Source organism: Nocardioides sp. Soil774 (assembly GCF_001428125.1).
Classification (GTDB): Bacteria; Actinomycetota; Actinomycetes; order Propionibacteriales; family Nocardioidaceae; genus Nocardioides.
Genome location: NZ_LMSM01000006.1, coordinates 757,773 through 781,498, shown reverse-complemented (window position 1 = coordinate 781,498; position 23,726 = coordinate 757,773). Strand labels below are relative to the sequence as shown.

The following is a 23,726-nucleotide window of genomic DNA, read 5'->3' as shown; positions in this document are numbered from 1 at the left end:
TCAGCCCACCTGCGGGACGGGAGGGAAGTTGGCGATCCACGTGTCGAACCACGGACCCGTGCCGAGGGTGTTGGCGAACACGCGGTAGAACGGCGCCATCAGCCGCAGGCTGCTGTCGAGGTTGTCCTCGTTCTTGTTGAGCACGGCGACGACGTTCTCCAGGTGGGCCAGGGCGGGCTTGAGGTCCGCACGGGACTGGCGGATCAGGGCGGTCAGCTCGCGCGAGAGCGTCGTGCTCGACACCAGCAGCTCGTGCACGGCCTCGCGCCGCTTGACCAGCGCCCGGAACAGCACGTCGCTGTCCTCCATCAGCTTGACGATGTCGCCGTCGCGCTCGTCGAGCACGGTCGAGACACGCTCGAGGTTGACCAGCAGATTGTTGAGCTCGGCGTCCTTGTCCGCGACGTTGGCCGAGAGCCGGCTCAGCCCGCTCAGGGCACCGCGGAACTCGTCGGGGGTGTTGCGGGTCAGGTCGGCCAGGGTGGTGAGCGACTCGGCCAGCTGGTCGGTGTCGATCTGCTCCGAGGTCGACGCCAGGCCCTCGAAGGCCTCGACGACGTCGTAGGGAGAGGAGGTGCGCTCGACCGGGATGGTCGCGCCCTCCTCGAGCTGGCCGCCGCCCGCGGGCTCGAGCGCCAGGAACATCGACCCGAGGATGGTCTTGACCTTGATCGCGGCCCGGGTCTCGGGGCCGAAGGCGGCAGTGTCGTCGACCTTGAAGCTGACCCTGACCTGGTCACCGGCGAGCTCGATCTCGTCGACCTTGCCCACCCGGACGCCGGCCACGCGCACCTCGTCGTTGACCTTGAGCCCGCCCGCCTCGCTGAACATGGCGTGGTAGGTGTCGCCGCCGCCGATCACGGGCAGGTCGTCGGCGCGCAGCGCGGCGACCAGCACCATCGCCAGGACGACCAGGCTGACGGCGCCCACGATGACGGGGTTGCGCTCCCTGAACGGAATCATCATCCGAGATCACACCTGTCGGAGCCGGCGTTGTACTTCACCGGGACGGAGACGTTGCGCGGCAGGTTGACCCGGCCCTGGAACTCGCACAGGTAGAAGTTGAAGAACGAGCCGTAGATCGCCGTGCGACCGATCTTGTCGAGCTTGATCGGCAGCACCTGCAGCGCCCGGTCGAGCTCGGCCTTGTTCTTGTCGATGTTGCCCGCGACGGCGCGCAGCTCCTTGATGTCCTTGACGAACGGCTCGCGGATCCCGTCGATGAGCGACGCCGTCTCCACCGACAGCGTCGAGACGTCCTCGAGGGAGCCGAGGATGGCGCCGCGGTCCTTCTTCAGCCCGCCGACGAGGGTGCGGAAGGACTGGATGAGCCGGGTGAGCTGCTTGTCGCGGTCGGCGACGTGGTCGAGCACGAGGGAGAGGTTGTCGATCAGCTCGCCGATGACCTCGTCGCGGTCGGCCAGGGTGGAGGTGACCGACGCGGTGTGGGCCAGCAGCCCCTCGAGGGTGCCGCCCTCACCTTGGAAGACCTGGATCAGCTCGTAGGAGAGCTGGTTGACGTCGTCGGGCGACAGGGCCTGGAAGAGCGGCTTGAAGCCGTTGAAGAGCACCGTCAGGTCGAGCGCGGGCCTGGTGCGCGAGACCGGGATGGTCGACCCGGCGGGCAGGCGCTGGGTGTCGCCGACCTCCTGGGTGAGGGAGATGTAGCGCTGTCCGACCAGGTTGCGGTAGCGGATGGCGGCGTTGGTGCCGCCGTTGACCGAGGTGTCCTGGTCGACCGAGAACGTGACCAGCGCGCGGGTGCGGTCGACGATCTCGACGTCGCTCACGGTGCCGACCCGTACGCCGGCGACGCGGATGTCGTCGCCCTTCGTCACGCCGGTCGCGTCGGTGAACTCCGCGCGGTACTGGCGCGAGGAGCCGAAGCCGAGGTTGCCGATGGTCACCACGAGCACGGTGGTCGCCAGCGAGGTCACCACGACGAAGACCAGCAGCTTCACCAGGTCGATCGAGGTCTTCTTGTCGAGCAGTCCGCTCATCGCAGCGACACCTCCGCGCCACGGGCCATCGGCCCGACCAGGAGCACGCCGAGGTCGGGCACGTCGTCGGTGGAGACACCGAGCCCGGGGGCGAGCAGGGACTTGAGCAGCGCCGACTCCTCCCGGCCACCGACGAACCCCGCGGCGGTGCCCGACCACCCGGGACCGACGCGGCTGGTGCCCTTGCCGGTCGGCTCGTCCACGCCGTCGACGAAGTTGGGCTGGTGGGTCACGGGGTTGCTCTGCGACCACGGCGGGTTGGGCAGGCGACCGCAGTAGTAGCCGCGCTTGTCGCCGTAGACCGGCACGTCCTGGGGGCCGTAGGCGCGCGGCTGGTTGGGCAGCGTCTCCAGCACGATGTGGAGGGTGAAGCCGCGGAACGCCTCGGCCTGGAGCTTTCCGGCGCCGACGATGCCGCCGAGCAGGCAGGGGTAGCCGGGGGCGTAGCGCGCGAACACCTCGAGCTGTGCCGCGCCGAGGTCGGCGAGGCGGACCAGGTTGTCACCGTTGTCGCGGGTGAAGCGCTCCGCGACGGACGACAGCCGCGACACGTCGTTGAAGAGGGCCTTGAGCTTGTCCTCGCGGCCTTCGAGCGTCGTGGTCGTGGTGATCGTGTTGCGCAGGATCGTGGCGACCTCGGGCAGCACGTCGGCGTAGGTGTCGGAGACCCGCGCCGTCAGCCGGAGGTCCTCGATGAGGCCGGGGAGCTCGGGGTTGAAACGGGTCAGGTAGTCGTCGAGCGTCTCGAGGCTCTCGCCGAGCTGCTCACCGCGACCCTCGAGCGCGGTGGCGATGGCGTTGAGCGTGGTGTTGAGGTCGGCCGGCTGCACGGCGCGCAGCAGGGGGTAGAGGTCGCTGAGCACCTTCTCGACCTCGATCGAGAGGTTCGTGCGCTCGATGACGTCGCCGGCCGCGATGGGCGCGGCGGACGAGCCGCCCTCGGGGACGACGAGCGAGACGAACTTCTCGCCGAAGAGGGTCTTGGGCAGGATCGAGGCGGTGACGTCGCTGGGCACCTCGGCGGTGCGGTCCTTGTAGAGGCCGAGCGTGATGTCGGCGCCCTCGGCGGTGGGCTCGTAGTCGAGCACCTCACCGACGATGACGCCCTTGATCTTGACGTCCGCGCGGTGGGGCAGCTGCAGGCCGATGCGCGAGGCGTGCACCGTCACCTCGTCGTAGTCGCTGAACTTCTGGGTGAACACGCCGTAGGTGGCCCACACCGAGCCGAGCATCAGCACCAGGAACAGCACGCCCAGGGTCTTGGTCCTCATCGGCCGCTCACCCGGCCAGCCGCACGGTCGTGGCCGCGCCCCAGATCGCCATGGACAGCAGCAGGTCGAGCACGTTGATCGCGACGATGCTGGTGCGCACCGCCCGGCCCACGGCGACGCCCACCCCGGCGGGACCGCCCGAGGCGTTGTAGCCGTGGTAGCAGTGGATGAGGATGACCGTGACGGCGAAGACGAGCACCTTGCCGAAGGACCACAGCACGTCGCCCGGCGGCAGGAACGCGTTGAAGTAGTGGTCGTAGGTGCCCGACGACTGGCCGTAGATCTGGGTGACGACGAGGCGGCTGGCGAAGTACGACGACAGCAGGCCGACGACGTAGAGCGGGATGATCGCGATCAGGCCCCCGACCACGCGGGTGGCGACCAGGAACGGCATCGACGGGATCGCCATCACCTCGAGCGCGTCGACCTCCTCGGAGATCCGCATCGCGCCCAGCTGGGCGGTGAACCCGCAGCCCACGGTGGCCGCGAGCGCGATGCCTGCGACCAGGGGCGCGATCTCGCGGGTGTTGAAGTACGCCGACACGAAGCCGGCGAACGCCGCGGTGCCGAGCTGGTTGAGCGCGGCGTAGCCCGAGAGCCCGACCTGGGCGCCGGTGAAGAAGGTCATGCCGATGATGACGCCGACGGTGCCGCCGATCACCGCGAGCGCGCCGGTGCCGAGGGTGACCTCGGCGAGGATGCGCATGATCTCGCGCGGGTAGCGCCGCACCGAGCGCGGCACCGCGCGGAGCACCCCGATGTGGAAGGCGAGCTGGCCGCCGAGGTTGTCGAGGGAGGCCAGGGGCTTGGCGTAGACGTCCTTGAGCGCCATGGTCATCCGCCCTTCGGCGGGATGATCTGGAGGTAGATCATGCTCAGGACGAAGTTGGCCACGAAGAGCAGCAGGAACGTGATGACGACCGACTCGTTCACCGCGTCACCCACGCCCTTCGGGCCCCCGTTGGCGTTCATCCCCTTGTAGGACGCCACGATCGCCGCGATCAGGCCAAAGATCAGCGCCTTGATGAGCCCGACCCACAGGTCGGGGAGCTGGGCGAGCGCGGTGAAGCTGGCGAGGTAGGCACCCGGCGTGCCGTCCTGGAGGATCACGTTGAAGACGTAGCCGCCGGCGACGCCGACGACGCTCACCATGCCGTTGAGGAAGAACGCGACGAGCATGCAGGCCAGGACCCGTGGCACCACCAGGCGCTGGATGGGGTCGATGCCCAGCACCATCATCGCGTCGAGCTCCTCGCGGATCTTGCGCGCGCCGAGGTCGGCGGCGATCGCCGACCCGCCCGCGCCCGCGATGAGCAGCGCGGTGCCGATGGGGGCGGCCTGCTGGATGACGGCCAGGACCGAGGCGGAGCCGGTGAACGACTGGGCGCCGAACTGTTTGATGAGCCCGCCGACCTGCAGCGCGATGACGGCGCCGAACGGGATGGCGACCAGCGCGGTGGGCACGATCGTCACGGACGCGATGAACCACGCCTGCTGGATGAACTCACGCAGCTGGAAGGGGCGGCGGAACAGCCCGCGGCCCACGTCGAGGGCGAAGGCGAACAGGTTGCCCGCGACCCCGATGGGCGCCAGCGCGCGCGAGGACATGGAGGTGGCCACAGGTCCTCAGGCTCCCGGAGCCAGGCCGGCGTTGCTCGACTCGAACGAGCCCGGCGGCGGGGTGATCCCGTGCTCGCGGCACCACTCCCCCGCGGGTCGCTGGCTGCGTCGCGGGATGCCGTTGGACGGGTCGAGCTGGAGCGGGATGGGCGGCAGCGGGGGCAGCTCCTGGCCGGCCTCGGCGGCGAGCTCGTCGGCGTCCTTCTCCTCGGACATGCCGATCGGGCCGACCCGCTGGGCGTTGAGGAACTGGCGCACGACCGGCTCCTCGGAGCTGAGCAGCTGCTCACGGGGACCGAACATCGCGAGGTGGCGGTGGTAGAGCAGGCCGATGTTGTCGGGCACGGTGCGCGCGGTGTTGATGTCGTGGGTGACGATCAGGAAGGTGGCGTCGATCTGGGCGTTGAGGTCGACGATCAGCTGGTTCAGGAACGCCGTACGCACCGGGTCGAGGCCGGAGTCGGGCTCGTCGAACAGCACGATCTCCGGGTCGAGGACCAGCGCGCGCGCCAGGCCGGCGCGCTTGCGCATGCCGCCCGAGATCTCGCCCGGGAGCTTGTCCTCGGCGCCGAGGAGGCCGACGAGGTCCATCTTCTCCATGACGATGTCGCGCACCTCCGACTCCGACTTGCGGGTGTGCTCGCGCAGCGGGAAGGCGACGTTGTCGTAGAGGTTCATCGAGCCGAACATCGCGCCGTCCTGGAACAGCACGCCGAACAGCTTGCGGATCTCGTAGAGGTCGCGCTCGGAGCAGCTTGCGATGTCGGTGCCCTCGATGATGATCGAGCCCTTGTCGGGCTTGAGCAGGCCGATGAGGGTCTTGAGGAAGACCGACTTGCCCGTGCCGGAGGGGCCGAGCATCACGCAGATCTCGCCCGCGGGCACGGTGAGCGTCACGTCGCCCCAGATGAGCTGCTTGCCGAACGACTTGGAGAGGTCGTCGACCTTGATCTCGACACCCATGTCAGCCGGACCCCTTTCCTCCCCGTCGCGCTACTACCGAGTAGTCCAACGCAGGACTGCGCGCGAGGTTACGCCCTGGCGAGACGCTCGTCACGGAGTGCGGTCAGCGGGTCTCGGGTGAGCGTCCAAATGCCACAGGGCGGTCACCCCTGGGAAGGAGTGACCGCCCTGGGCGGTCGACGGTGACGGACCCGCGAGGGCCCGCCGCCGTCAGTGGGTCACTTGACGGTGACGGTGGCGCCGGCGGCCTCGAGGGCCTCCTTCGCCTTGTCGGCCGCAGCCTTGTCAACGTTCTCGAGGATCGTCTTGGGGGCGGCCTCGACGAGGTCCTTGGCCTCCTTCAGACCGAGGGAGGTCAGGGCGCGCACCTCCTTGATGACGTTGATCTTCTTGTCGCCGGCGGCCTCGAGGACGACCTCGAAGTCGGTCTTCTCCTCGGCGGCGTCGGCGCCACCAGCGGCACCACCGGCGGCCGGGGCGGCGGCCACGGCGACGGGGGCGGCGGCGGTCACGCCGAAGGTGTCCTCGAACTGCTTCACGAACTCAGAGAGCTCGATCAGGGTCATCTCCTTGAAGGCGTCAAGGAGCTCGTCGGTGCTGAGCTTCGCCATGGTGGCAAACCTTTCCATGTGTGGCGCGCCCGCCTGTGTGCGGGGCGCCGGGGTTTCAGGTGGTGTACGTCGGCCCGGTCAGGCGTCGGTGGACTCGGCGGCCGTGTCGGCTGCCTCGTCGGTCGCCTCGGGCTCGGCGGCCTCCTCGGACGAGGGGGCCTCCTCCGCCGGGGCGTCCTCGGCAGCGGCCGGCGTGGCGGCACCACCTGCGAGGATCGAGGGGTCCTGCTCGGCCTTGGCCTGCAGCGCACCCGCGAGACGGGCGGCCTGGGCGATCGGGGCGTTGAGCAGGTAGACGGCCTGGGAGAGGCTGGCGAGCATCGCGCCCGCCATCTTGCCCAGGAGCACATCGCGCGACTCGAGGTCAGCCAGCTTGGCGACCTCGGCAGCGTCGAGGGACTTGCCGTCCAGGACACCGCCCTTGATGACAAGAGCGGGGTTTGCCTTGGCAAAGTCACGCAGACCCTTGGCGGCCTCGACCACGTCTCCATTGATGAAGGCGATGGCGGTGGGGCCGGTCAGCAGGTCGTCGAAGCCTTCGATCCCCACCTCAGTGGCGGCGATCTTGGCGAGCGTGTTCTTGACCACGGCGTAGTTGGCGTTCTCGCCGAGGGAGCGCCGCAGGTCCTGCAGCTGCTTCACGGTGAGCCCGCGGTACTCGGTCAGCACAGCGCCGGCGGAGCCGTTGAACGAGTCAACGATCTCTGCGACGGCGGCAGTCTTTTCTGGCCGCGCCATGGGTCTCCTTCCGGGGTTGACCACCGGCGTCCGGCCCACAGACGACGAACGCCCTGAGCACAGGCTCAGGGCGTGAAGGCGGCGAGGCCGCTGCTCTGACACCTGCGCCGGCCGCCCGCTGCTGCGGACCTTCGGTCACGGGCGAGGAGCTCGTGACAACCTGCGGTCTCTGGTTTCGAGGTCAGACAGTACGCCGCGCTGCGCCGAGCAGACAAATCGGCGACGGAGGCGGGGCAAACACCGCAATCTCCTGCCGACGCGGTCCCATCGCTGGTTCCATGGTCGCGTGGATCACCAGCTCACGACAGTCGGGGCCTCGCTGGCCAGAAGCGACGAACGCATGCTCACCGGACGCAACGCCGCCGGCCGCGTGTGGAAGACCGGCTTCGTCGGTCTCGACCCGCTGATCGGCGGAGGCATGCGGGCCGGCTCGCTCGTCCTGCTGGCCGGGCCGCAGGGCCTCGGCAAGTCGACGTTCGCCCTGCAGGTCGCGCGCAACAACGCCGCCACCGGCCGCCCGGTGATCTTCTTCTCCTACGAGCACGACGCCGAGGACATCACCCAGAAGCTCATCGCCATGGAGGCCGGCGAGCTCGACGACTCCGACCAGGTGCGGGTCAACAGCATCCGGTCGATCTTCGACGACCTCTGGGTCAGCTCGCTCGAGCACCGCCTCGAGTCGGTCCCGTGCGGCGTCGAGGCGCTGACCCGGGTCTCGCAGTACTCCGAGATGCTCTTCGTGCACCGCTCGACCGGCACCCGCACCGACCTCGCGGCCATCCAGAACGCCATCGAGGCGGTCCGCGAGCTGTCGGGCACCACCCCGCTGGTGATCGTCGACTACCTGCAGAAGGTCAAGACCGAGCACCCCGACGACGAGGCCAGCTCCACCGAGGTCGTCGAGGGCCTCAAGGACCTCGCCATCGACATCAACGCCCCGGTGCTCGCGATCGCCGCGGCCGAGAAGGCGGCGCTGCGCTCCGGCAAGCGGATGCGCGCCAGCGACCTGCGCGGCTCGAGCGCACTGGCGTACGAGGCGGACGTCGTGCTGGTGCTCAACAACAAGTTCGACATCGTCGCGCGCCACCACCTCACCTACGACCTCAGCAACGCCGAACGGTTCCGCGACTTCGCGGTCCTCACGGTGGAGAAGAACCGCTTCGGGCGCGACGGTGTGGTGCTGCAGTTCAAGACCCGCTTCGACCAGGGCCGCTACGAGCACGAGGGCAGCGAGGTCAAGGAGCAGCTGATCGACGAGCGCATCTTCCGCGAGTGACGCACGACGCGGCCGTACGCACCCGGTGGGCGCGCACTACCGCGTGCGGGAGGCAGGACGTCACATGCCGGGCTGCTGGGTGACCTGGCTGCTCGGGGGCGCCTCGATCTCGACGTCGGTGCCGAAGTCGGAGTAGGTGCCCTCGGTGGTGGACGTGGTGGGCTTGCCACCGCCGACCGCGGGGACCTCCATGGTCTGGGCGAACTTGCGCGGCAGGTTGTCGGCGTCGACCCACATCTCGGTGACGAGCTCCTTGGGGAGCATGTCGGCCATCGCGGCCGGGAACTCCATCGCCTCGACGTACTTCGTCGGGTCGACGGTGATCCGGTAGTGGTTGGTCGCGACGCCGTCGACGTCCTCCGCACCCACGAGCTCGAGCTTCTTCGGGGCCTCCAGGGCCTTGAACATGACCTCGGGGTCGGTCGCCTTGCCGATCATGCCGAAGAGCGAGTCGGGGTCGCTCAGGTCGATCTTGAGCCACTTGTCACCGGTGCCGAGCTCGGGCGACTTCATGTACATCGCCTGGCCGAGCAGCACCAGCTCCATCGCCTGGGGGCCCTCGCTGGACGCCTTCATCTCGATGCCGTCGTCGCTGAAGCGCGCCTGCCCGGTCATCGTCTGCGACTGGCCGGCCGAGCTGGAGACGGTCGTGAAGTTGAAGGTCTCCGCGTCCTGCATCGCGGCCATCACCTCGGGGTAGAAGTCCTCGGCCGAGAGCTCGGCCGGGGCGTCAGCCTCGGCCTCTCCGCCTGACTCGTCCGACGAGCTGCCCGAGTCGGCGGAGGAGTCCGAGATGGAGTCGGAGGTGGAGTCGGAGGAGGAGTCGGACGCCGACTCCGCGGAGGAGTCGTCGCTGCACGCGGAGACCCCCACGCCGATCGTCAGCACCAGGGCGGCGGAGCCGAGGCGGCGGGCAAGGGGCGTGAGGCGCATGGTGTCTCCTGACACGGACGAGTGCGAGAACGAGGTCGAGCGGGCGGCCCGGGCGGAGCGGGGCTCGGGAGGTTCCTACCCGATGCTTCCACACCGAAACGGAACGGCCGGCAAGCAGATCGGCCCGGCCGCCCCGAAGGGCGACCGGGCCGACACGGCTCGTGCGAGGAGGCGAGGATCAGGCCTGGGCGGCCTCGTCCTCGGACGCCACGTTCTTGATGCGGTTGGGGTCGACCTGGATGCCGGGGCCCATCGTCGTGGAGACGGTGATCTTCTTGATGTAGCGGCCCTTGGAGCTGGCCGGCTTGAGACGCAGCACCTCCTCGAGGGCGGCGGCGTAGTTCTCCGCGAGCTGGACCTCGGAGAAGGACGCCTTGCCGATGATGAAGTGCAGGTTGGCGTGGCGGTCCACGCGGAACTCGATCTTGCCGCCCTTGATGTCCGTCACGGCCTTGGCCACGTCGGGGGTCACGGTGCCGGTCTTCGGGTTCGGCATGAGCGAGCGCGGGCCGAGGACGCGACCGAGGCGGCCGACCTTGCCCATCATGTCGGGCGTCGCGACGACGGCGTCGAAGTCGAGCCAGCCGCCGGCGACCTTCTCGATGAGCTCGTCGCCACCGACGAACTCGGCGCCGGCCTCACGGGCGGCGTCGGCCTTGTCGGCGTTGGCGAACACCAGGACGCGGGCGGTCTTGCCGGTGCCGTGGGGCAGGTTCACGGTGCCGCGGACCATCTGGTCGGCCTTGCGGGGGTCGACGCCGAGACGCATGACGACGTCCAGGGTCTCGTCGAACTTCTTCTTCGAGCCGCCCTTGGCGATCTTGATGGCGGCCAGCGGGGCGTAGAGCTCGTCCTGGTCGAACGCCTCTGCCGCCGCGCGGTAGGTCTTGCTGCGCTGCATTGTCTTCTCGTTTCTCTGGTGCGAAGGATGTGGTTAGCGAGCCAGCGCGGCTCTCCCACGTGTCAGTCGGTCGTGATGCCCATCGAGCGCGCAGTGCCCTCGACGATCTTCATGGCCGCGTCGATGTCGTTGGCGTTGAGGTCGGGCAGCTTGGTGGTCGCGATCTCGCGGACCTGGTCCTTGGTCAGCTTGCCGACCTTCTCCTTGTGCGGGACGCCGGAGCCCTTGGAGAGACCGGCAGCCTTCTTGATGAGCTCGGCGGCCGGCGGGGTCTTGGTGATGAAGTCGAACGTGCGGTCCTCGTAGATGGTGATCTCGACGGGGATCACGTTGCCGCGCATGGACTCGGTCTGGGCGTTGTAGGCCTTGCAGAAGTCCATGATGTTGACGCCGTGCGGGCCGAGCGCCGTACCGACCGGCGGGGCCGGGGTGGCCGAACCGGCCTGCAGCTGCACCTTGACGAGTGCGGCGATCTTCTTCTTGGGAGGCATTGCCTTCTTCTTTCTCTCTTGTGGTCACGACGAGGGCACTCGCCCTCTGCCACGGGATGTCGCTACTGCATTGTCAGCCCGCGTGGCGGGCTGACGGAAATCGTCAGACCTTCTGGATCTGGCTGAAGCTGAGCTCGACCGGCGTCTCGCGGCCGAAGATCTCGACGAGGGCCTTGACGCGCTGGGACTCGGCGTTGATCTCGGTGATCGTCGCGTGGAGCGTGGCGAACGGGCCGTCGACCACCATGACGGAGTCGGAGACATCGAAGTCCGCGACCTCGACCGGCTTGCGCGGCGTGGTGCTGGCGCCCTTCTCGCCCGAGGCGGCAGCCTCGGCCTCGGCGGCGTGCACGACGGCGGGGGCCAGCATGTCCTCGACCTCGCTCATGCTGAGCGGGACGGGCTGGTGGCTGTGGCCGACGAAGCCGGTCACCGACGGCGTGTGGCGCACGGCCGACCAGGACTCGTCGGTGAGGTCCATGCGGACGAGGACGTAGCCGGGGAGGACGGTGCGGGTGACCATCTTGCGCTGGCCGTTCTTGATCTCCGCGACCTCCTCGGTGGGGACCACGATCTCGTGGATGTAGTCCTCCATGTTGAGCGAGATGATGCGGTTCTCGAGGTTGTGCTTGACCCGCTTCTCCATGCCGGAGTAGGTGTGCACGACGAACCAGTCGCCCGGCTTGGCCCACAGCTCGCGGCGGAAGGCCTCGAGCGGGTCGTCGGAGTCGGCAGCGGCCTCGTCGGACGCCTCCTCCTCGGCGTCGTCGGGCTCGTCGCCCTCGAGCTCGGCGGCGGTCTCGTCGTCGCTGTCGTCAGCGGACTCGTCGGTCACGTCCTCGACGTCGACGGCGTCCTCGGTGGCGTCCTTCGGGGTCGCCTCGTCGAGCGACTCGACCTGGTCGTCGACCTGGTCCACGTCATTGTTCTCAGACACGTATTACTCCGTACGTCGTTGCTGGGGTCCGGTCCGGGACCGGTCCGGGACTGGCCCGGCGGGGTCAGGAGCGGCGGGTTCGCTGCTCGGGTGCGCCGGGCCGCGGGTCACTGGGTGCTGGTGCCACCGCTGAAGATCTCGAAGACCAGCTTTCCGAAGGCCAGGTCGAGCACCGTCACCAGGGCCATCACGGCGATGACGAAGACCAGCACCACGAAGAAGTAGGTGATGAGCTGCTGCTGGGTCGGCCACACCACCTTGCGGAGCTCGGCCACCACCTGCCGCATGAACGTGACGGGGCTGGTGCGCCCACGGTCGTCGCCGCGCGAGTCGCGCCGGTCCTGAACCGCGTTGCCGTCGGCCACGTTTCCCACCTTCATCGTTGTTGCTGTGCAGTGTTTCCTCGCAGGGCACGAGGGACTTGAACCCCCAACCTTCGGTTTTGGAGACCGATGCTCTGCCAGTTGAGCTAGTGCCCTCCGGTGGTCCACCCCATTCAGGGGCATGCCGAAGCATGTGGCGAAACCACCAATCGGGAAGCATACGGGGCCGATCCACCCTGCGTCGAACCGGCCCGCCTACGATGCGGGCCATGCAGGGTGAGGCTCAGCGACCGCGTGACGTCTCCCGGCTACCGAAGGCCCACCTGCACCTGCACTTCACCGGGTCGATGCGCCACCAGACCCTCCTCGAGCTCGCCGAGCGCGACGGCGTCGCGCTGCCCGACTCGCTGGTCGAGGACTGGCCGCCCCTGCTCAGCGCGGCCGACGAGAAGGGCTGGTTCCGCTTCCAGCGCCTCTACGACGTGGCGCGCTCGGTGCTGCGCACGCCCGACGACGTACGCCGCCTGGTGCTCGAGGCGGCCGAGGACGACGTGCGCGACGGCGGGCGGTGGCTGGAGATCCAGGTCGACCCCAGCGGCTATGCCGCGCGCTTCGGCGGGATCACCGACTTCACCGACCTGGTGCTCGACTGCGTGCGCGACGCGTCCGAGCGCACCGGGCTCGGCATCGGCGTGGTGATCGCCGCCAACCGCACCCGGCACCCGCTCGACGCCCGCACCCTGGCGCGGCTGGCGGCGCAGTACGCCGACCGCGGGGTGGTGGGCTTCGGGCTGTCCAACGACGAGCGGCGCGGGCGCACCGAGGACTTCGCCGGCGCCTTCGGCATCGCGGAGCGCGCCGGGCTGACGTTGGTGCCGCACGGCGGCGAGCTGCGCGGCCCCGACCACGTCCGGACCTGCCTGGACGTGCTCGGCGCCCAGCGGCTCGGGCACGGCGTACGGAGCGCGGAGGACCCGGCGCTGCTCGACCGCATCGTGTCGGCCGGCGTCGCCCTCGAGGTCTGCCCGGTCTCCAACGTCTCCCTCGGGGTCTACTCCGACCTCACGTCCGTCCCGCTGCCGCAGCTGCTGGCCGCCGGGGCCACGGTGGCGCTCGGCTCCGACGACCCGCTGCTCTTCGGCTCGCGCCTCGCCGGCCAGTACGCCACGATGCGCGCCGCCCACGACCTCGACGACGCGACCCTCGCCCGGCTGGCCGAGATGTCGTTCGAGGCCTCCCGTGCGCCGTCCGACGTGGTGGCCGCGGCGAGGGCCGACATCGCTGCCTGGCTGGCCTAGAGCGAGCAGCCCACCGTCACCGGCTCGTTGACGAGGGTGACGCCGAAGCGCTCGCGCACGCCGTCGCGGACCTCGCGGGCCAGCGTGAGCAGCTCCTCGGTGGTGGCGCCGCCACGGTTGGTCAGGGCGAGGGTGTGCTTGGTCGACAGTCCCACCCGCTCCCCCGCGACGGGGCTGGTGTGGCCCTTGGTGAAGCCGGAGCGCTCGATGAGCCACGCGGCGCTCGACTTCACGGTGCCGTCGGGCTGCTCCCAGCGCGGCGCGTCGGACGGGAGCGCCGCCGCCTGCTCCGGGGTGAGGAACGGGTTGGTGAAGAACGACCCCGCGCTCCACGTGTCGTGGTCGCCGCCGTCGAGCACCATGCCCTTGCGGGCCCGCAGCCCGAGCACCGCAGCGCGTACGTCGCCCAGCGGGGCGCGCTGCCCCACCTCGACGCCCAGCACGCGAGCCAGCTCGGCGTAGTGCACCGGGGCGGCGAGGCTGGCCTGGCCGAGCTGGAAGGTGACGTCGAGGACGACGTGGCGGCCGGGGTCGGCCTTGAAGCGGCTGGTGCGGTAGCCGAAGGCGCACTCGCTGGCGGCGAAGCTGCGCACCCCACCCAGGACGCGGTCCCAGACCCGCACGCGGGCGATGGTGTCGGCGACCTCCTGGCCGTAGGCCCCGACGTTCTGGATCGGGGTGGCGCCGACCGAGCCGGGGATCCCCGACAGGGCCTCGATGCCGCCCCAGCCCCGCTCCACCGCGTGGGCCACCAGGTCGTCCCAGGACTCCCCCGCGGCGACGGTCACGGTCGCGCCCGAGCACGACGGGTCGCCGGAGTCGTCGACGTCGGCGGAGATGCCACGCGTCGCGACCTCGACGACCGTGCCGGGGAAGCCGGCGTCGGAGACGACCAGGTTGGAGCCGCCGCCCAGCACGAGCAGGGGCTCGGAGCGCTCGTCGGCGGCGCGGACGGCGTCGACGAGCTCGGCCTCGGTGGCTGCCCGGACCCAGCGCGCGGCAGGCCCTCCGAGCCGCAGGGTGGTGTGGTCGCGCAGGTCAGGCACGCACGACTGCCTTCGGCATGCCGAGGACCTTGCGGCCCTCGCAGGTGACCTCGAGGGCGAGGGTGGCCAGGCCGTCGGCGACGGACTTCACAGTGCCGCCGACCACGACCTCCGCGCCACCCTCGGCCGGCACCACGACGGGACTGGTGAACTTCGCGCCGAGGTCGACGACCTCGGCGCCGCCGGTCCACTCCGCGACGGCGCGGCCGACCAGGGCCAGGGTGTACATGCCGTGGGCGATGACGCCCGGCAGCCCGACGCTGCGCGCGACCTCCTCGTCCTGGTGGATCGGGTTGTGGTCGCCGCTCGCGTCGGCGTAGGCCACGAGGTCGGCGCGGGTGACGGTGAAGCTCTTCGGCTCGAGCGTGTCTCCGGGGTTCATCGGGCGGCCTCCGTCGCGGACGAGTGGACGAGCGTGGCCTTGCCGGTGCAGACGACCGCGCCGGTCGCGTCGGTGATCTCGCTGGTGGTCGCGATGATGTCGGCACCACCGATCTGGCGCAGGCCGGTGACGGTGAGCGTGGCGGAGAGCTCGTCGCCGGGCACGAGCGGGCGGGCGTAGGCGAAGCGCTGCTCGCCGTGCACGATGCGGTGCAGGTCGATCTGCTCGGCGTCGAGGAAGGCCTGCATGGCGTCGAAGGCCAGCACGATCGGGAAGGTCGGCGGGACGTCCTGGCCGGGGTGGCCGACGGCCGACGCGAAGGCGCCGACACGCTCGGGGGTGACGGTCAGGGGTGCCGGCGCGGGGAACTCGCGCCCCACCAGGGAGGGGTCGACAGGCATGTCACGACCCTAGAACACACGACGACCCGTCCGATGACTCGGACGGGTCGGTGGTGGAGAGGAAGAAGCGTCAGCGGGTCTCGCGGTGAGCCGTGTGCGCGCGGCAACGCGGGCAGAACTTCTTCAGCTCGATGCGGTCGGGGTCGTTGCGACGGTTCTTCTTCGTGATGTAGTTGCGCTCCTTGCACTCGGTGCACGCGAGCGTGATCTTGGGGCGAACGTCAGAAGACTTGCTGGCCATGGGAGAACCTTTGCGTTGGCGGGTGGTGCGGGGTGGAGCTGCTGGACTGGTGGTAGCGGGGGCGGGACTCGAACCCGCGACACCACGATTATGAGCCGTGTGCTCTAACCACCTGAGCTACCCCGCCGCGGAGGACGGACAGCCCGTGAGGGAGGTCCGACCCAGAGCCCCTTTACGGAATCGAACCGTAGACCTTCTCCTTACCATGGAGACGCTCTGCCGACTGAGCTAAAGGGGCAACGACGGAGAACGATACACACGCCCCGCCACGATGAGAAATCGGGTCACGCGGCGCTCGGACCGGCGTGGATCAGCGGCCATCCGACGGCTTCCTCGAGCTCGTAGGCCAGGCCCAGGAGACGGGCCTCGCGGCCGGCTCCGGCGCCCAGCATCATGCCCTGCGGGAGGCCGCTCGACGTGGTGGCGAGGGGCAGCGAGATGGCCGGCTCACCGGTCGCGTTCTGCAGCGGTGTGAAGGCCACCCAGTCCATCAGCCGCGACATGATCTCGTCGTAGTCCTGGTCGGGACGCAGGTGCCCGACCCGGGGCGTCTCGGTGGCCAGGGTGGGCGTGAGGGTGACGTCGTACGACGCCCGGTGGCGCGCCGCGAGCCGGCGCGAGGCGTGCAGCACCGCGATCGAGAAGGGCTGCAGGTGCAGGTTGCGCGCGGCGTGGCGGGCCAGGCCGAGGGTGAGGTTGTCGAGGCGTGAGGGGTCCCACGACTCGCCGAAGTCCTTGCGGCCGCGGCGCGAGATCGCCAGTGCGAGCATCGACCAGAAGCGGACGAAGTGGTCGGGGAAGCTGTCGGGCACCGGGTTGTCGATCTCCTCGACGTGGTGGCCCAGCGACTCCAGCAGGGCGGCGGTGCGCAGCGTCAGCGCGCGCACCTCGGGGCTGCAGTCGCGGCCGATGCCCTGCGTCACGACGCCGATCCGCAGCCGGGCCCGGCTCGGGCGGGTGACGTCGCCGACGGGCGCGAGCAGCGGGTTGCGCCAGACCTTCTCGGCCTCGCGGTAGAACGCGGCGGTGTCGCGCACGCTGCGCGTCAGGACGCCGTCGGAGACGATCCGCACCGGCATCTCGCGCATCATCCGGTCCTGCGCCAGGCGCCCGCGGGTGGGCTTGAGGCCCACCAGCCCGTTGACGGCCGCGGGGATGCGGATCGAGCCGCCGCCGTCGTTGGCGTGGGCGATCGGCACCGCCCCGGCCGCGACGAGCGCCGCGGAGCCGGCCGACGAGGCGCCGGCGTAGTGGTCGGTGCTCCACGGGGACCGCACCGGCCCGAGGCGCACGTGGTCAGCCGCGCCGGAGAACCCGAACTCCGAGAGCTGGGTCTTGCCGAGCGGGATGAGCCCGGTCGCGAGGTACATCCGCGCGAAGTCGCCGTCGGCCGTCGCCGGCCGGGCCGTGAAGGCGTCGGTGCCGTGCTGGGTGGGCATCCCGGCCACGTCGACGTTGTCCTTGACGAAGGTCGGCACGCCCGCGAACCAGCCCCCGCGCGGGTGCCTGGCCTCCTGCCGCGCCCGGTCGAAGGCGGCGTACGCCACCGCGCCGAGCTCGGCGTCGACCTGCTCGGTGCGGGAGATGGCCGCCTCGACGACCTCCGGCACCGAGACCCGGCCGGCCCGGAGGGCCTCGACCAGTCCGGTCGCGTCGAGGTCGGCGAGGGCGTCGTCGGCGGAGAAGGCGTGCACGCGCGTCATGGGGCGAGGTTAGCCAGCGCGACCCCGCCGGTGACACCCCTCGAGATGGTCGTCGACGAGTCCGATGGCCTCCATCAGGGCGTACATCGTGGTCGGGCCCACGTGGGCGAACCCGGCCCGCTTGAGGGCCTGGGACAGCGCCAGCGACTCCGGCGACGTCGTGGGCACCTCGGCGGTGGTGCGCGGCGCAGGTCCGGGATCGGGACGGAACGACCAGATGAACGCCTCGAGGCCGCCGCTGTCGCGCAGGGCGACGGTGGCCCGGGCGTTGGTGATCGCGGCGTCGACCTTGCGGCGGTTGCGCACGATGCCGGTGTCGGCCATCAGCCGCTCCACGTCGCGCTCGTCGAAGGACGCGACAGCGTCGGCGTCGAAGCCGGCGAAGGCGGTGCGGAAGGCCTCACGCTTGTTGAGGATCGTCAGCCAGGACAGTCCGGACTGGAAGGCCTCGAGGGTGAGCCGCTCGAGGTGGGCGGCCTCGCCGGAGACCCGCATCCCCCACTCGGTGTCGTGGTAGGCCAGGTTGACCGGGTCGCCCGCGCCCCACGGGCAGCGCGCGAGACCGTCGACGCCGACCACGGCTGGTGCTCCCACGGGCGTCAGTGCCGGAGCTTGAGGCGCACGTGGGGCAGCACGGGGGCGGGGATCGGTGCCATGTCGAGGTCGACCACGCCGAACCTGCCGTCGGCGACCGTCCTGCCGTCGTCCACGACGTCACCGTCGGTCGTGATCTGGGCCTGCCACTCCTCGCGGAAGCCGACGATCTCCTCGTGGGTGCGTCCGATGAAGTTCCACCACATCACGATGGGCTCGCCGAAGGGCTCGCCGCCGAGGAGGAGGAGTCGGGCCTCCTCGTGGGCGGTGATCGAGATCGTGGAGGCGCCGGGCGCGAGGTGGGCCAGGTCGCTCGGCTTGAGCTCGGTGCCGTCGACCTCGACCAGGCCGACGTCGAGGAGCACGCCGTGCTCGAAGGTCTCGTCGACGTCGATGTCGACGGTCTTGCCGGTCGCGATCATGACCTCGGCGCCCAGCAGCGGGGTGTGGGTGGTCACCGGCGAGCTCGCGCCGAGCAGCGAGCCGATGAAGACCCGCGCCTCCCAGCCGGGTCCGCGCACGGGGTCGGGAGCGAAGTGCTCGAAGCCCGGGTCGCAGTGGCGGGTCGCGTCGGGCAGCGCGATCCACAGCTGGGCGCCGTGGAGCACCGTGGTGCCGGGGGTGGAGACCTCCGTGTGGCTGATCCCGCGGCCGGCGGTCATCAGGTTGAGCTCTCCGGGCCGGACGGTGGCGCGGCTGCCGACGGAGTCGCGGTGCTCGAGCGCCCCGTCGAAGAGCCAGCTCGCGGTCTGCAGGCCGGTGTGCGGGTGGGCGGGCAGCACCATGCCGCCTGTCTCGTCGACGTCGTCGGGACCGTAGTGGTCGACGAAGCACCAGGCCCCGATGAGGGAGCGGTGCCGCTGCGGGAGCGTGCGGCGTACGCGCATGGCCCGGGGACCGCCCAGCGGGACCTCGCGCGGGGTCATCACCTCGACGTGCGTCATCGTGCGCCACGCTACCCGCAGGGGTGGTGCAGCGTGCGGAATAGCCACCAGCGGACCTCGGTTGGGGGCTGGGTGCCCTCCCTCTTCGAACCCCTGACCCTCGGCGCCGTCCGGACCGGCAACCGGGTGCTGATGGCGCCCCTGACCCGGATGCGCGCGACCGCGCCCGGCGACGTGCCCAACGACCTGATGACGGACTACTACGTGCAGCGCGCGAGCGCCGGGCTGATCGTCTCCGAGGGCACGCAGGTCAGCCCGGAGGGCAAGGGCTACATGGACACCCCCGGCATCCACTCCGCCGAGCAGGTCGCCGGCTGGCGCCGGGTCACCGACGCGGTGCACGCCGCGGGAGGCCTCATCGCCGCGCAGCTGTGGCACGTCGGCCGGGTCTCCCACGAGTCCTTCCACGACGGCGCGCTGCCGGTCTCGGCGAGCGCCGGCCCCTACCGCAACCGCACGACGGTGCGCGGCGAGGACGGCCGTCCGACCCGGGTGAGCTGCCCGGTCCCGCGCGCGCTGGGACTCGACGAGATCCCCCGGGTCGTCGAGGACTACCGGCGCGCCACCGTCAACGCCCGGGAGGCGGGCTTCGACCTCGTCGAGATCCACGGCGCGCACGGCTACCTGCTCCACCAGTTCCTCGCCGCCGACAGCAACCTGCGCACCGACTCGTACGGCGGCACGCTGGCCAACCGGGCCCGGCCGATGCTCGAGGTCGTCGACGCCGTCGTCGACGCCTGGTCGTCGGACCGGGTCGCGATCCGGATCTCCCCCATCGGGTCGTTCAACGGCACCTCGGACCCCGAGGGCGCGGAGGCCGGGATCCACGTCGCGCGCGAGCTCGGCCGCCGCGACCTGGCGTTCCTGCACCTCTCCGAGCCCGACTGGGCCGGTGGTCCCGAGCTCGACGACGACTACCGCCGCGCACTGCGCGAGGCCCACCCCGGCCCCATCGTCGGCGCCGGGGCCTACGACCGTGCCAAGGCCGAGCGGCTGCTCGACGCCGGCCTGATCGACGCCGCCGCCTTCGGACGCGCCTTCATCGCCAACCCCGACCTGCCGCGCCGGCTCGCCGAGGACCTGCCGCTCAACCCCCAGCGCCCGGAGTCGTTCTACGGCGGCGACGCCGAGGGCTACACCGACTACCCGGCCCACGGCGCCGCCTGAGGCGCTGCGCCCGGGGTCGTTAATGGTTCGTGCCCGGGCGCCCCGCACGCATACGCTCGGCGACGTCATGCAGGACTACCCACCCCGGATCGCGACGTTCTACACCGGCTCCGACGACGCACCCACGCCGGACCCCGACACCCGGTCGCCGGCGGCGTTCCTGCGGTGGGTCCTGGGCCAGCAGAAGGCCCTGATCACGCTCTCGTCGCTGTGCTACGCCCTGTGGTTCCTGCCGATGACGCTCGGGCCCTGGATCTTCGGCCGCGCCGTCGACCAGGGCATCGTCGGCGGGTCGACGACCGCGCTCGTCGGGTGGGCGGTGCTGCTGCTCGGCGTCGTGGTCGTCGGCAGCGTCTTCGGCGTCGTGTCGCACACCCTCGTGGTGCGCAGCTGGCTGGTCGGGCTCTACGGCACCCTCGAGATGGTCACCCGCAAGGTCGCGCAGATGGGCCACGTGCTGCCGCGCCGCTCGCCGACGGGCGAGGTGCTGAGCGTGGCCTCGAGCGACTCCGACGAGTTCGGCGCGCTGACCGAGATCGTGGCGCGCACCGTCGGCCAGCTGGTCTCCTACCTCACCGTCGCCGTCATCGTGCTCACCATGTCGTGGCAGCTCGGCGTGCTCACGCTGGTCGCCGCGCCGGTGCTGGTCGGCGCCGCGATGCCGCTGCTGCGACCGCTGCACCGTCGCCAGCAGGTCGAGCGCTCACGCACCTCCGAGCTCACCTCGCTGGCCACCGACATCGTGGCCGGGCTGCGCATCCTGCGCGGCATCGGCGGGGAGCAGACCTTCGGCGCCAACTACGCCCGCCAGTCGCAGTCGGCCAAGGAGGCCGGGATCGCGGCCGGGATCTGGCAAGCGGCGGTCGAGGCCGTCGGGGTGCTCTTCTCCGGCCTGTTCCTGGTCAGCCTGGTCTGGCTCGGCACCCGTGAGGTGCAGTCGGGCGAGCTCAGCGTCGGCGAGCTCATCACCTTCCTGGGATACGGCCTGTTCATGGTCGGCCCGATCCGCACCTTCTTCGAGTTCGTCCAGAAGGGCACCCGCTCGCTCGTGAGCGCCCGCAAGGCGATCGCGATCTTCGAGCAGCGCCCGCCGTGGCACGACCCGTCGGCGCCGGTCGCCCTCGACGGCACCGCGGCCCTCCACGACGAGGCCAGCGGCCTCACTGTCCGGCCCGGCCTGCTCACCGTCGTGGTGAGCGCGGTGCCCGAGCAGAGCTCCGCCCTGGCCGACCGCCTCGGGCGCTACCTGCCGGCCGACACCGAGCCGGTCCCGGCCGACGAGGACGAAGGGGCCCGGGGTCGCGCCGCCCGCCGCGCCCGCGCCGCCCGCGCGGCCGAGCGGGCCCGCATCGCCGCCCTCGACGAGGAGCGCGCCGGGCGCGACTGGGGGGTCACCCTGGGCGGTGTCGACCTGGCGCGTGCCGCGCTCGACGACGTACGCCGCACCGTGCTGGTCAGCGACACCGCGAGCCAGCTCTTCGCCGGGACGCTGCAGGACGCGGTCGACCCGCACGGTCGCCTCACCCGCGAGCAGGCGGAGCACGCGCTGCGGGTCGCCAACGCCGAGGACGTCTACGACGCGCTGCCCGAGGGCTGGCAGGGCCAGCTCGACGAGCGCGGACGCGGCCTGTCCGGCGGCCAGCGCCAGCGCGTCGTGCTGGCCCGCGCGCTCGCGGCCGACCCGCCGGTCCTCGTGCTCGTCGAGCCGACGTCGGCAGTGGACGCCCACACCGAGGCGCGGGTCGCGGCCCGCGTGGCTGAGACCCGGCGGGGGCGCACCACCGTCGTCACCACCGTCTCGCCGCTGTGGCTGCACCACGCCGACCACGTGGTGCTGCTGCACGACGGCACCGTGGTGGCCCAGGGCCGCCACGCCGACCTGCTGGCCGGCCACGACGACTACCGCCGCGTGGTCGCCCGCGCGCTCGACGACGAGGAGGCCGTGCGGTGACCACCGACCTGCTCGCGACCTCGCCCGAGACCTGGCGCGACCGCAGCGCCGACCCGCCGGTGATCCCCGACGCGCTGCGCCCGCTCCGCCACGGTGGACCACGCGAGCGCAACCGCGCGCTGTGGGAGCGCCACGAGCTGCGCCGCCAGCGTGCCGAGGACGTCTACGCCGCCTCGCGCAACCCCGTGCGCGGCTGGCCGGTGTCGGGCAACCGGGCGGTGCTCGCCTTCTTCGGCGACCTCGTCCGCCGGCGCAAGGGCTCCTTCGCCCTGATGGTCGCCCTCAACGCGCTCGCCGCCGGCGCGGCGCTCGTCGTGCCGCGCCTGCTCGGGGCGCTGGTCAACCGGGTGCAGTCGCAGGGTGCGGGCGTCGAGGGCCTCGACGCCCTGGCGCTCACCGTGATCGGCGTCGTGCTGCTGCAGGCCCTCCTCACCTTCGGCGCGCAGCGCACCTCCACCCACTTCGGCCAGGACCTGCTCGCCTCGGCCCGCGAGTACATCGTGGGCACGATCCTGAGGCTGCCGGTCGGCCGGGTCGAGGGAGCGAGCACCGGCGACCTGGTCACCCGCGTGACCCGCGACGTCGGCACGATGGCCCGCTCGGTGCAGTGGGGCGTGCCGCGGCTGCTGATCTCGCTGATGACGGTCGTGCTGTCCGTGGCGGCGATGCTGCTGAACTCGGTCGTGCTGGCGGTGCCGGCGCTGGTCGTGTTCGCGCTCTGCGCCCCGGCGGTGCGCACCTACCTGCGGCGCGCGCCCAAGGCCTACATCACCGAGGGAGCGACGTACTCCCGCATCAACACCACGCTGACCGAGACCGTCGAGGGCGCCCGCACCGTGGAGGCGCTCGGCCTGTCCGGCGCACGGGTGCGCGCGGGCGGCGACGACATCGAGGTCTCCGCGCAGGCCGAGCGCTACGGCATGACGCTGCGCAACGTGCTGTTCACCGCCCTCAACGGCGCCTTCCAGGTGCCGCAGGTGGTGACCCTCGTCGTGGGCGCCTACGGCTACTCGCGCGGCTGGGTCGACCTCGGGCAGATCACCGCCGCGATGCTCTACGTCGTCGCGCTGGGCGAGCCGCTCGACGCCGTCATCGGCGAGGTGGACCGGCTCCAGGTCGGCGCCGCGTCGACCAGCCGCCTGCTCGGCATCGCCGAGGTGCCGCCGGACCGCGAGCCCGGCGACCGGCTCCCCGACGGAGTCGAGCTGACGGCTGCGGACCTCCGCTTCGCCTACCGCGAGGGCCACGACGTGCTGCACGGGGTGGACCTCCACCTCGGCGTGGGCGAGCGACTGGCGATCGTGGGCCCGAGCGGGTCGGGCAAGTCGACGCTGGGCCGGCTGCTCTCCGGCATCAACCGCCCGCGCACGGGGTCGGCGCGCGTCGGCGGCGTCGAGCTGGTCGACCTGCCGCTGGAGGTGCTGCGCACCGAGGTGGCGCTGGTGACCCAGGAGCACCACGTCTTCATCGGCTCGGTGCGCGACAACATCATGCTCGCGCGCGAGGGCTCCACCGACGACGACGTGCGCGAGGCGCTGCGCGCCGTCGGCTCCCTCGCCTGGGTCGAGCGCCTGCCCGACGGGCTCGACACCCTCATCGGGTCGGGGCGCTTCTCCCTCACCCCCGCCCAGGCGCAGCAGGTCGCCCTCGCGCGGCTGATCATCGCCGACCCGCACACGCTCGTGCTCGACGAGGCGACGTCGCTCATCGACCCGCGCACCGCGCGGACCCTCGAGGGGTCGATGAACAACCTCCTCGAGGGGCGCACCGTGGTCGCCATCGCGCACCGCCTCCACACCGCGCACGACGCCGACCGCATCGCGGTGGTCATCGACGGCCGCATCGTCGAGCTCGGCAGCCACGACGAGCTGCTCGGCCTCGACGGCGAGTACGCCGCCCTCTGGCACGCCTGGACGTCCTGACGCGTCCCGGCCA

25 protein-coding genes and 3 tRNA genes are annotated in these 23,726 nt (G+C 71.2%); 5 read left to right on the top strand and 23 right to left on the bottom strand.

Annotated elements, in window-relative coordinates; translation table 11 throughout:
* From ASG76_RS09375 to rplJ, 8 genes are all read right to left on the bottom strand, one after another.
* A complete protein-coding gene (locus tag ASG76_RS09375; RefSeq protein WP_321164083.1) occupies positions 1-966 on the bottom strand; it encodes an MCE family protein in 966 nt (321 codons plus the stop codon).
* Positions 963-2,000 carry an MCE family protein gene (locus ASG76_RS09370; protein ID WP_056602175.1) on the bottom strand — a complete coding sequence of 346 codons (1,038 nt, stop codon included), beginning with the start codon at positions 1,998-2,000 and terminating at the stop codon, positions 963-965. The genes ASG76_RS09375 and ASG76_RS09370 overlap by 4 nt, the downstream gene beginning before the upstream one ends.
* The gene (locus tag ASG76_RS09365; protein WP_056602174.1) at positions 1,997-3,271 is read right to left on the bottom strand and encodes an MCE family protein; all 1,275 of its coding nucleotides are present in this window, start codon (positions 3,269-3,271) and stop codon (positions 1,997-1,999) included. The genes ASG76_RS09370 and ASG76_RS09365 overlap by 4 nt, the downstream gene beginning before the upstream one ends.
* 7 nt (positions 3,272-3,278) lie before the next feature.
* Positions 3,279-4,103: an MlaE family ABC transporter permease gene (locus tag ASG76_RS09360; RefSeq protein ID WP_082587377.1), complete on the bottom strand. Its 825-nt coding sequence runs from the start codon at positions 4,101-4,103 to the stop codon at positions 3,279-3,281.
* A 2-nt stretch (positions 4,104-4,105) separates the two neighbouring features.
* Entirely contained in the window at positions 4,106-4,879 is a 774-nt protein-coding gene (locus ASG76_RS09355) for an MlaE family ABC transporter permease (RefSeq protein ID WP_157559050.1), read from the bottom strand.
* 18 nt (positions 4,880-4,897) lie between these two features.
* On the bottom strand, positions 4,898-5,854 hold the full coding sequence (locus ASG76_RS09350; protein WP_056602171.1) for an ABC transporter ATP-binding protein: 957 nt from the start codon (positions 5,852-5,854) through the stop codon (positions 4,898-4,900).
* Positions 5,855-6,072: 218 nt separating this feature from the next.
* A complete protein-coding gene (gene rplL / locus ASG76_RS09345; protein WP_056602170.1) occupies positions 6,073-6,465 on the bottom strand; it encodes a 50S ribosomal protein L7/L12 in 393 nt (130 codons plus the stop codon).
* Between the two features lie 78 nt (positions 6,466-6,543).
* A complete protein-coding gene (gene rplJ, locus ASG76_RS09340; RefSeq protein ID WP_056602169.1) occupies positions 6,544-7,203 on the bottom strand; it encodes a 50S ribosomal protein L10 in 660 nt (219 codons plus the stop codon).
* A gap of 340 nt (positions 7,204-7,543) precedes the next feature.
* On the opposite strand from rplJ, the gene ASG76_RS09335 reads away from it, so the two are divergent.
* Complete coding sequence (locus tag ASG76_RS09335) at positions 7,544-8,479, top strand: DnaB-like helicase C-terminal domain-containing protein (RefSeq protein ID WP_056602168.1); 936 nt, start codon at positions 7,544-7,546, stop codon at positions 8,477-8,479.
* A 60-nt stretch (positions 8,480-8,539) separates the two neighbouring features.
* Here the strand turns inward: ASG76_RS09335 and ASG76_RS09330 are convergent, their stop codons facing one another.
* The 6 genes from ASG76_RS09330 to ASG76_RS09305 all read right to left on the bottom strand — a co-directional run bounded on the left by ASG76_RS09330 (position 8,540) and on the right by ASG76_RS09305 (position 12,220).
* Positions 8,540-9,412, bottom strand: coding sequence for a hypothetical protein (locus ASG76_RS09330; protein ID WP_056602167.1), 873 nt, complete (start codon positions 9,410-9,412; stop codon positions 8,540-8,542).
* Between the two features lie 178 nt (positions 9,413-9,590).
* A complete protein-coding gene (gene rplA, locus ASG76_RS09325; protein ID WP_056602166.1) occupies positions 9,591-10,313 on the bottom strand; it encodes a 50S ribosomal protein L1 in 723 nt (240 codons plus the stop codon).
* A 62-nt stretch (positions 10,314-10,375) separates the two neighbouring features.
* On the bottom strand, positions 10,376-10,804 hold the full coding sequence (rplK, locus tag ASG76_RS09320) for a 50S ribosomal protein L11 (RefSeq protein WP_056602165.1): 429 nt from the start codon (positions 10,802-10,804) through the stop codon (positions 10,376-10,378).
* 103 nt (positions 10,805-10,907) lie between these two features.
* Positions 10,908-11,741, bottom strand: coding sequence for a transcription termination/antitermination protein NusG (nusG, locus tag ASG76_RS09315; protein WP_200948111.1), 834 nt, complete (start codon positions 11,739-11,741; stop codon positions 10,908-10,910).
* Between the two features lie 107 nt (positions 11,742-11,848).
* On the bottom strand, positions 11,849-12,106 hold the full coding sequence (gene secE / locus ASG76_RS09310; RefSeq protein ID WP_162254102.1) for a preprotein translocase subunit SecE: 258 nt from the start codon (positions 12,104-12,106) through the stop codon (positions 11,849-11,851).
* A 41-nt stretch (positions 12,107-12,147) separates the two neighbouring features.
* A tRNA-Trp gene (locus ASG76_RS09305) sits at positions 12,148-12,220 on the bottom strand.
* Positions 12,221-12,333: 113 nt separating this feature from the next.
* Here ASG76_RS09305 and ASG76_RS09300 point away from each other — a divergent pair.
* On the top strand, positions 12,334-13,362 hold the full coding sequence (locus ASG76_RS09300) for an adenosine deaminase (RefSeq protein ID WP_157559033.1): 1,029 nt from the start codon (positions 12,334-12,336) through the stop codon (positions 13,360-13,362).
* On the opposite strand, the gene ASG76_RS09295 is transcribed toward ASG76_RS09300, so the two are convergent.
* From ASG76_RS09295 to ASG76_RS09255, 9 genes are all read right to left on the bottom strand, one after another.
* Positions 13,359-14,408 carry a UDP-N-acetylmuramate dehydrogenase gene (locus tag ASG76_RS09295; RefSeq protein ID WP_056602162.1) on the bottom strand — a complete coding sequence of 350 codons (1,050 nt, stop codon included), beginning with the start codon at positions 14,406-14,408 and terminating at the stop codon, positions 13,359-13,361. The genes ASG76_RS09300 and ASG76_RS09295 overlap by 4 nt on opposite strands.
* A complete protein-coding gene (locus ASG76_RS09290) occupies positions 14,401-14,790 on the bottom strand; it encodes a MaoC/PaaZ C-terminal domain-containing protein (protein WP_056602161.1) in 390 nt (129 codons plus the stop codon). The genes ASG76_RS09295 and ASG76_RS09290 overlap by 8 nt, the downstream gene beginning before the upstream one ends.
* Positions 14,787-15,191, bottom strand: a complete 405-nt coding sequence (locus tag ASG76_RS09285; RefSeq protein WP_056602160.1) for an FAS1-like dehydratase domain-containing protein — start codon at positions 15,189-15,191, stop codon at positions 14,787-14,789. The genes ASG76_RS09290 and ASG76_RS09285 overlap by 4 nt, the downstream gene beginning before the upstream one ends.
* 70 nt (positions 15,192-15,261) lie before the next feature.
* Positions 15,262-15,432 (bottom strand): 50S ribosomal protein L33, encoded by a 171-nt coding sequence (gene rpmG / locus ASG76_RS09280; protein ID WP_056602159.1) that lies wholly within the window; start codon positions 15,430-15,432, stop codon positions 15,262-15,264.
* Positions 15,433-15,482: 50 nt separating this feature from the next.
* Positions 15,483-15,559, bottom strand: a tRNA-Met gene (locus ASG76_RS09275).
* Positions 15,560-15,597: 38 nt separating this feature from the next.
* A tRNA-Thr gene (locus ASG76_RS09270) sits at positions 15,598-15,670 on the bottom strand.
* Between the two features lie 46 nt (positions 15,671-15,716).
* The gene (locus ASG76_RS09265) at positions 15,717-17,135 is read right to left on the bottom strand and encodes an amidase (protein ID WP_056602158.1); all 1,419 of its coding nucleotides are present in this window, start codon (positions 17,133-17,135) and stop codon (positions 15,717-15,719) included.
* Between the two features lie 9 nt (positions 17,136-17,144).
* Positions 17,145-17,729, bottom strand: a complete 585-nt coding sequence (locus ASG76_RS09260; RefSeq protein ID WP_235529460.1) for a DNA-3-methyladenine glycosylase I — start codon at positions 17,727-17,729, stop codon at positions 17,145-17,147.
* A gap of 5 nt (positions 17,730-17,734) precedes the next feature.
* Complete coding sequence (locus tag ASG76_RS09255; protein WP_056602156.1) at positions 17,735-18,673, bottom strand: pirin family protein; 939 nt, start codon at positions 18,671-18,673, stop codon at positions 17,735-17,737.
* Between the two features lie 72 nt (positions 18,674-18,745).
* Here ASG76_RS09255 and nemA point away from each other — a divergent pair, with 72 nt between their 5' ends.
* The 3 genes from nemA (at position 18,746) to ASG76_RS09240 (ending at position 23,713) form a co-directional block, all read left to right on the top strand.
* On the top strand, positions 18,746-19,840 hold the full coding sequence (gene nemA / locus ASG76_RS09250; RefSeq protein WP_056602155.1) for an N-ethylmaleimide reductase: 1,095 nt from the start codon (positions 18,746-18,748) through the stop codon (positions 19,838-19,840).
* A gap of 67 nt (positions 19,841-19,907) precedes the next feature.
* The gene (locus ASG76_RS09245) at positions 19,908-21,791 is read left to right on the top strand and encodes an ABC transporter ATP-binding protein (RefSeq protein ID WP_056602154.1); all 1,884 of its coding nucleotides are present in this window, start codon (positions 19,908-19,910) and stop codon (positions 21,789-21,791) included.
* Positions 21,788-23,713 (top strand): ABC transporter ATP-binding protein, encoded by a 1,926-nt coding sequence (locus ASG76_RS09240; protein ID WP_056602153.1) that lies wholly within the window; start codon positions 21,788-21,790, stop codon positions 23,711-23,713. Before ASG76_RS09245 ends, ASG76_RS09240 begins: the two co-directional genes overlap by 4 nt.
* The last annotated feature ends 13 nt before the right edge of the window (positions 23,714-23,726 follow it).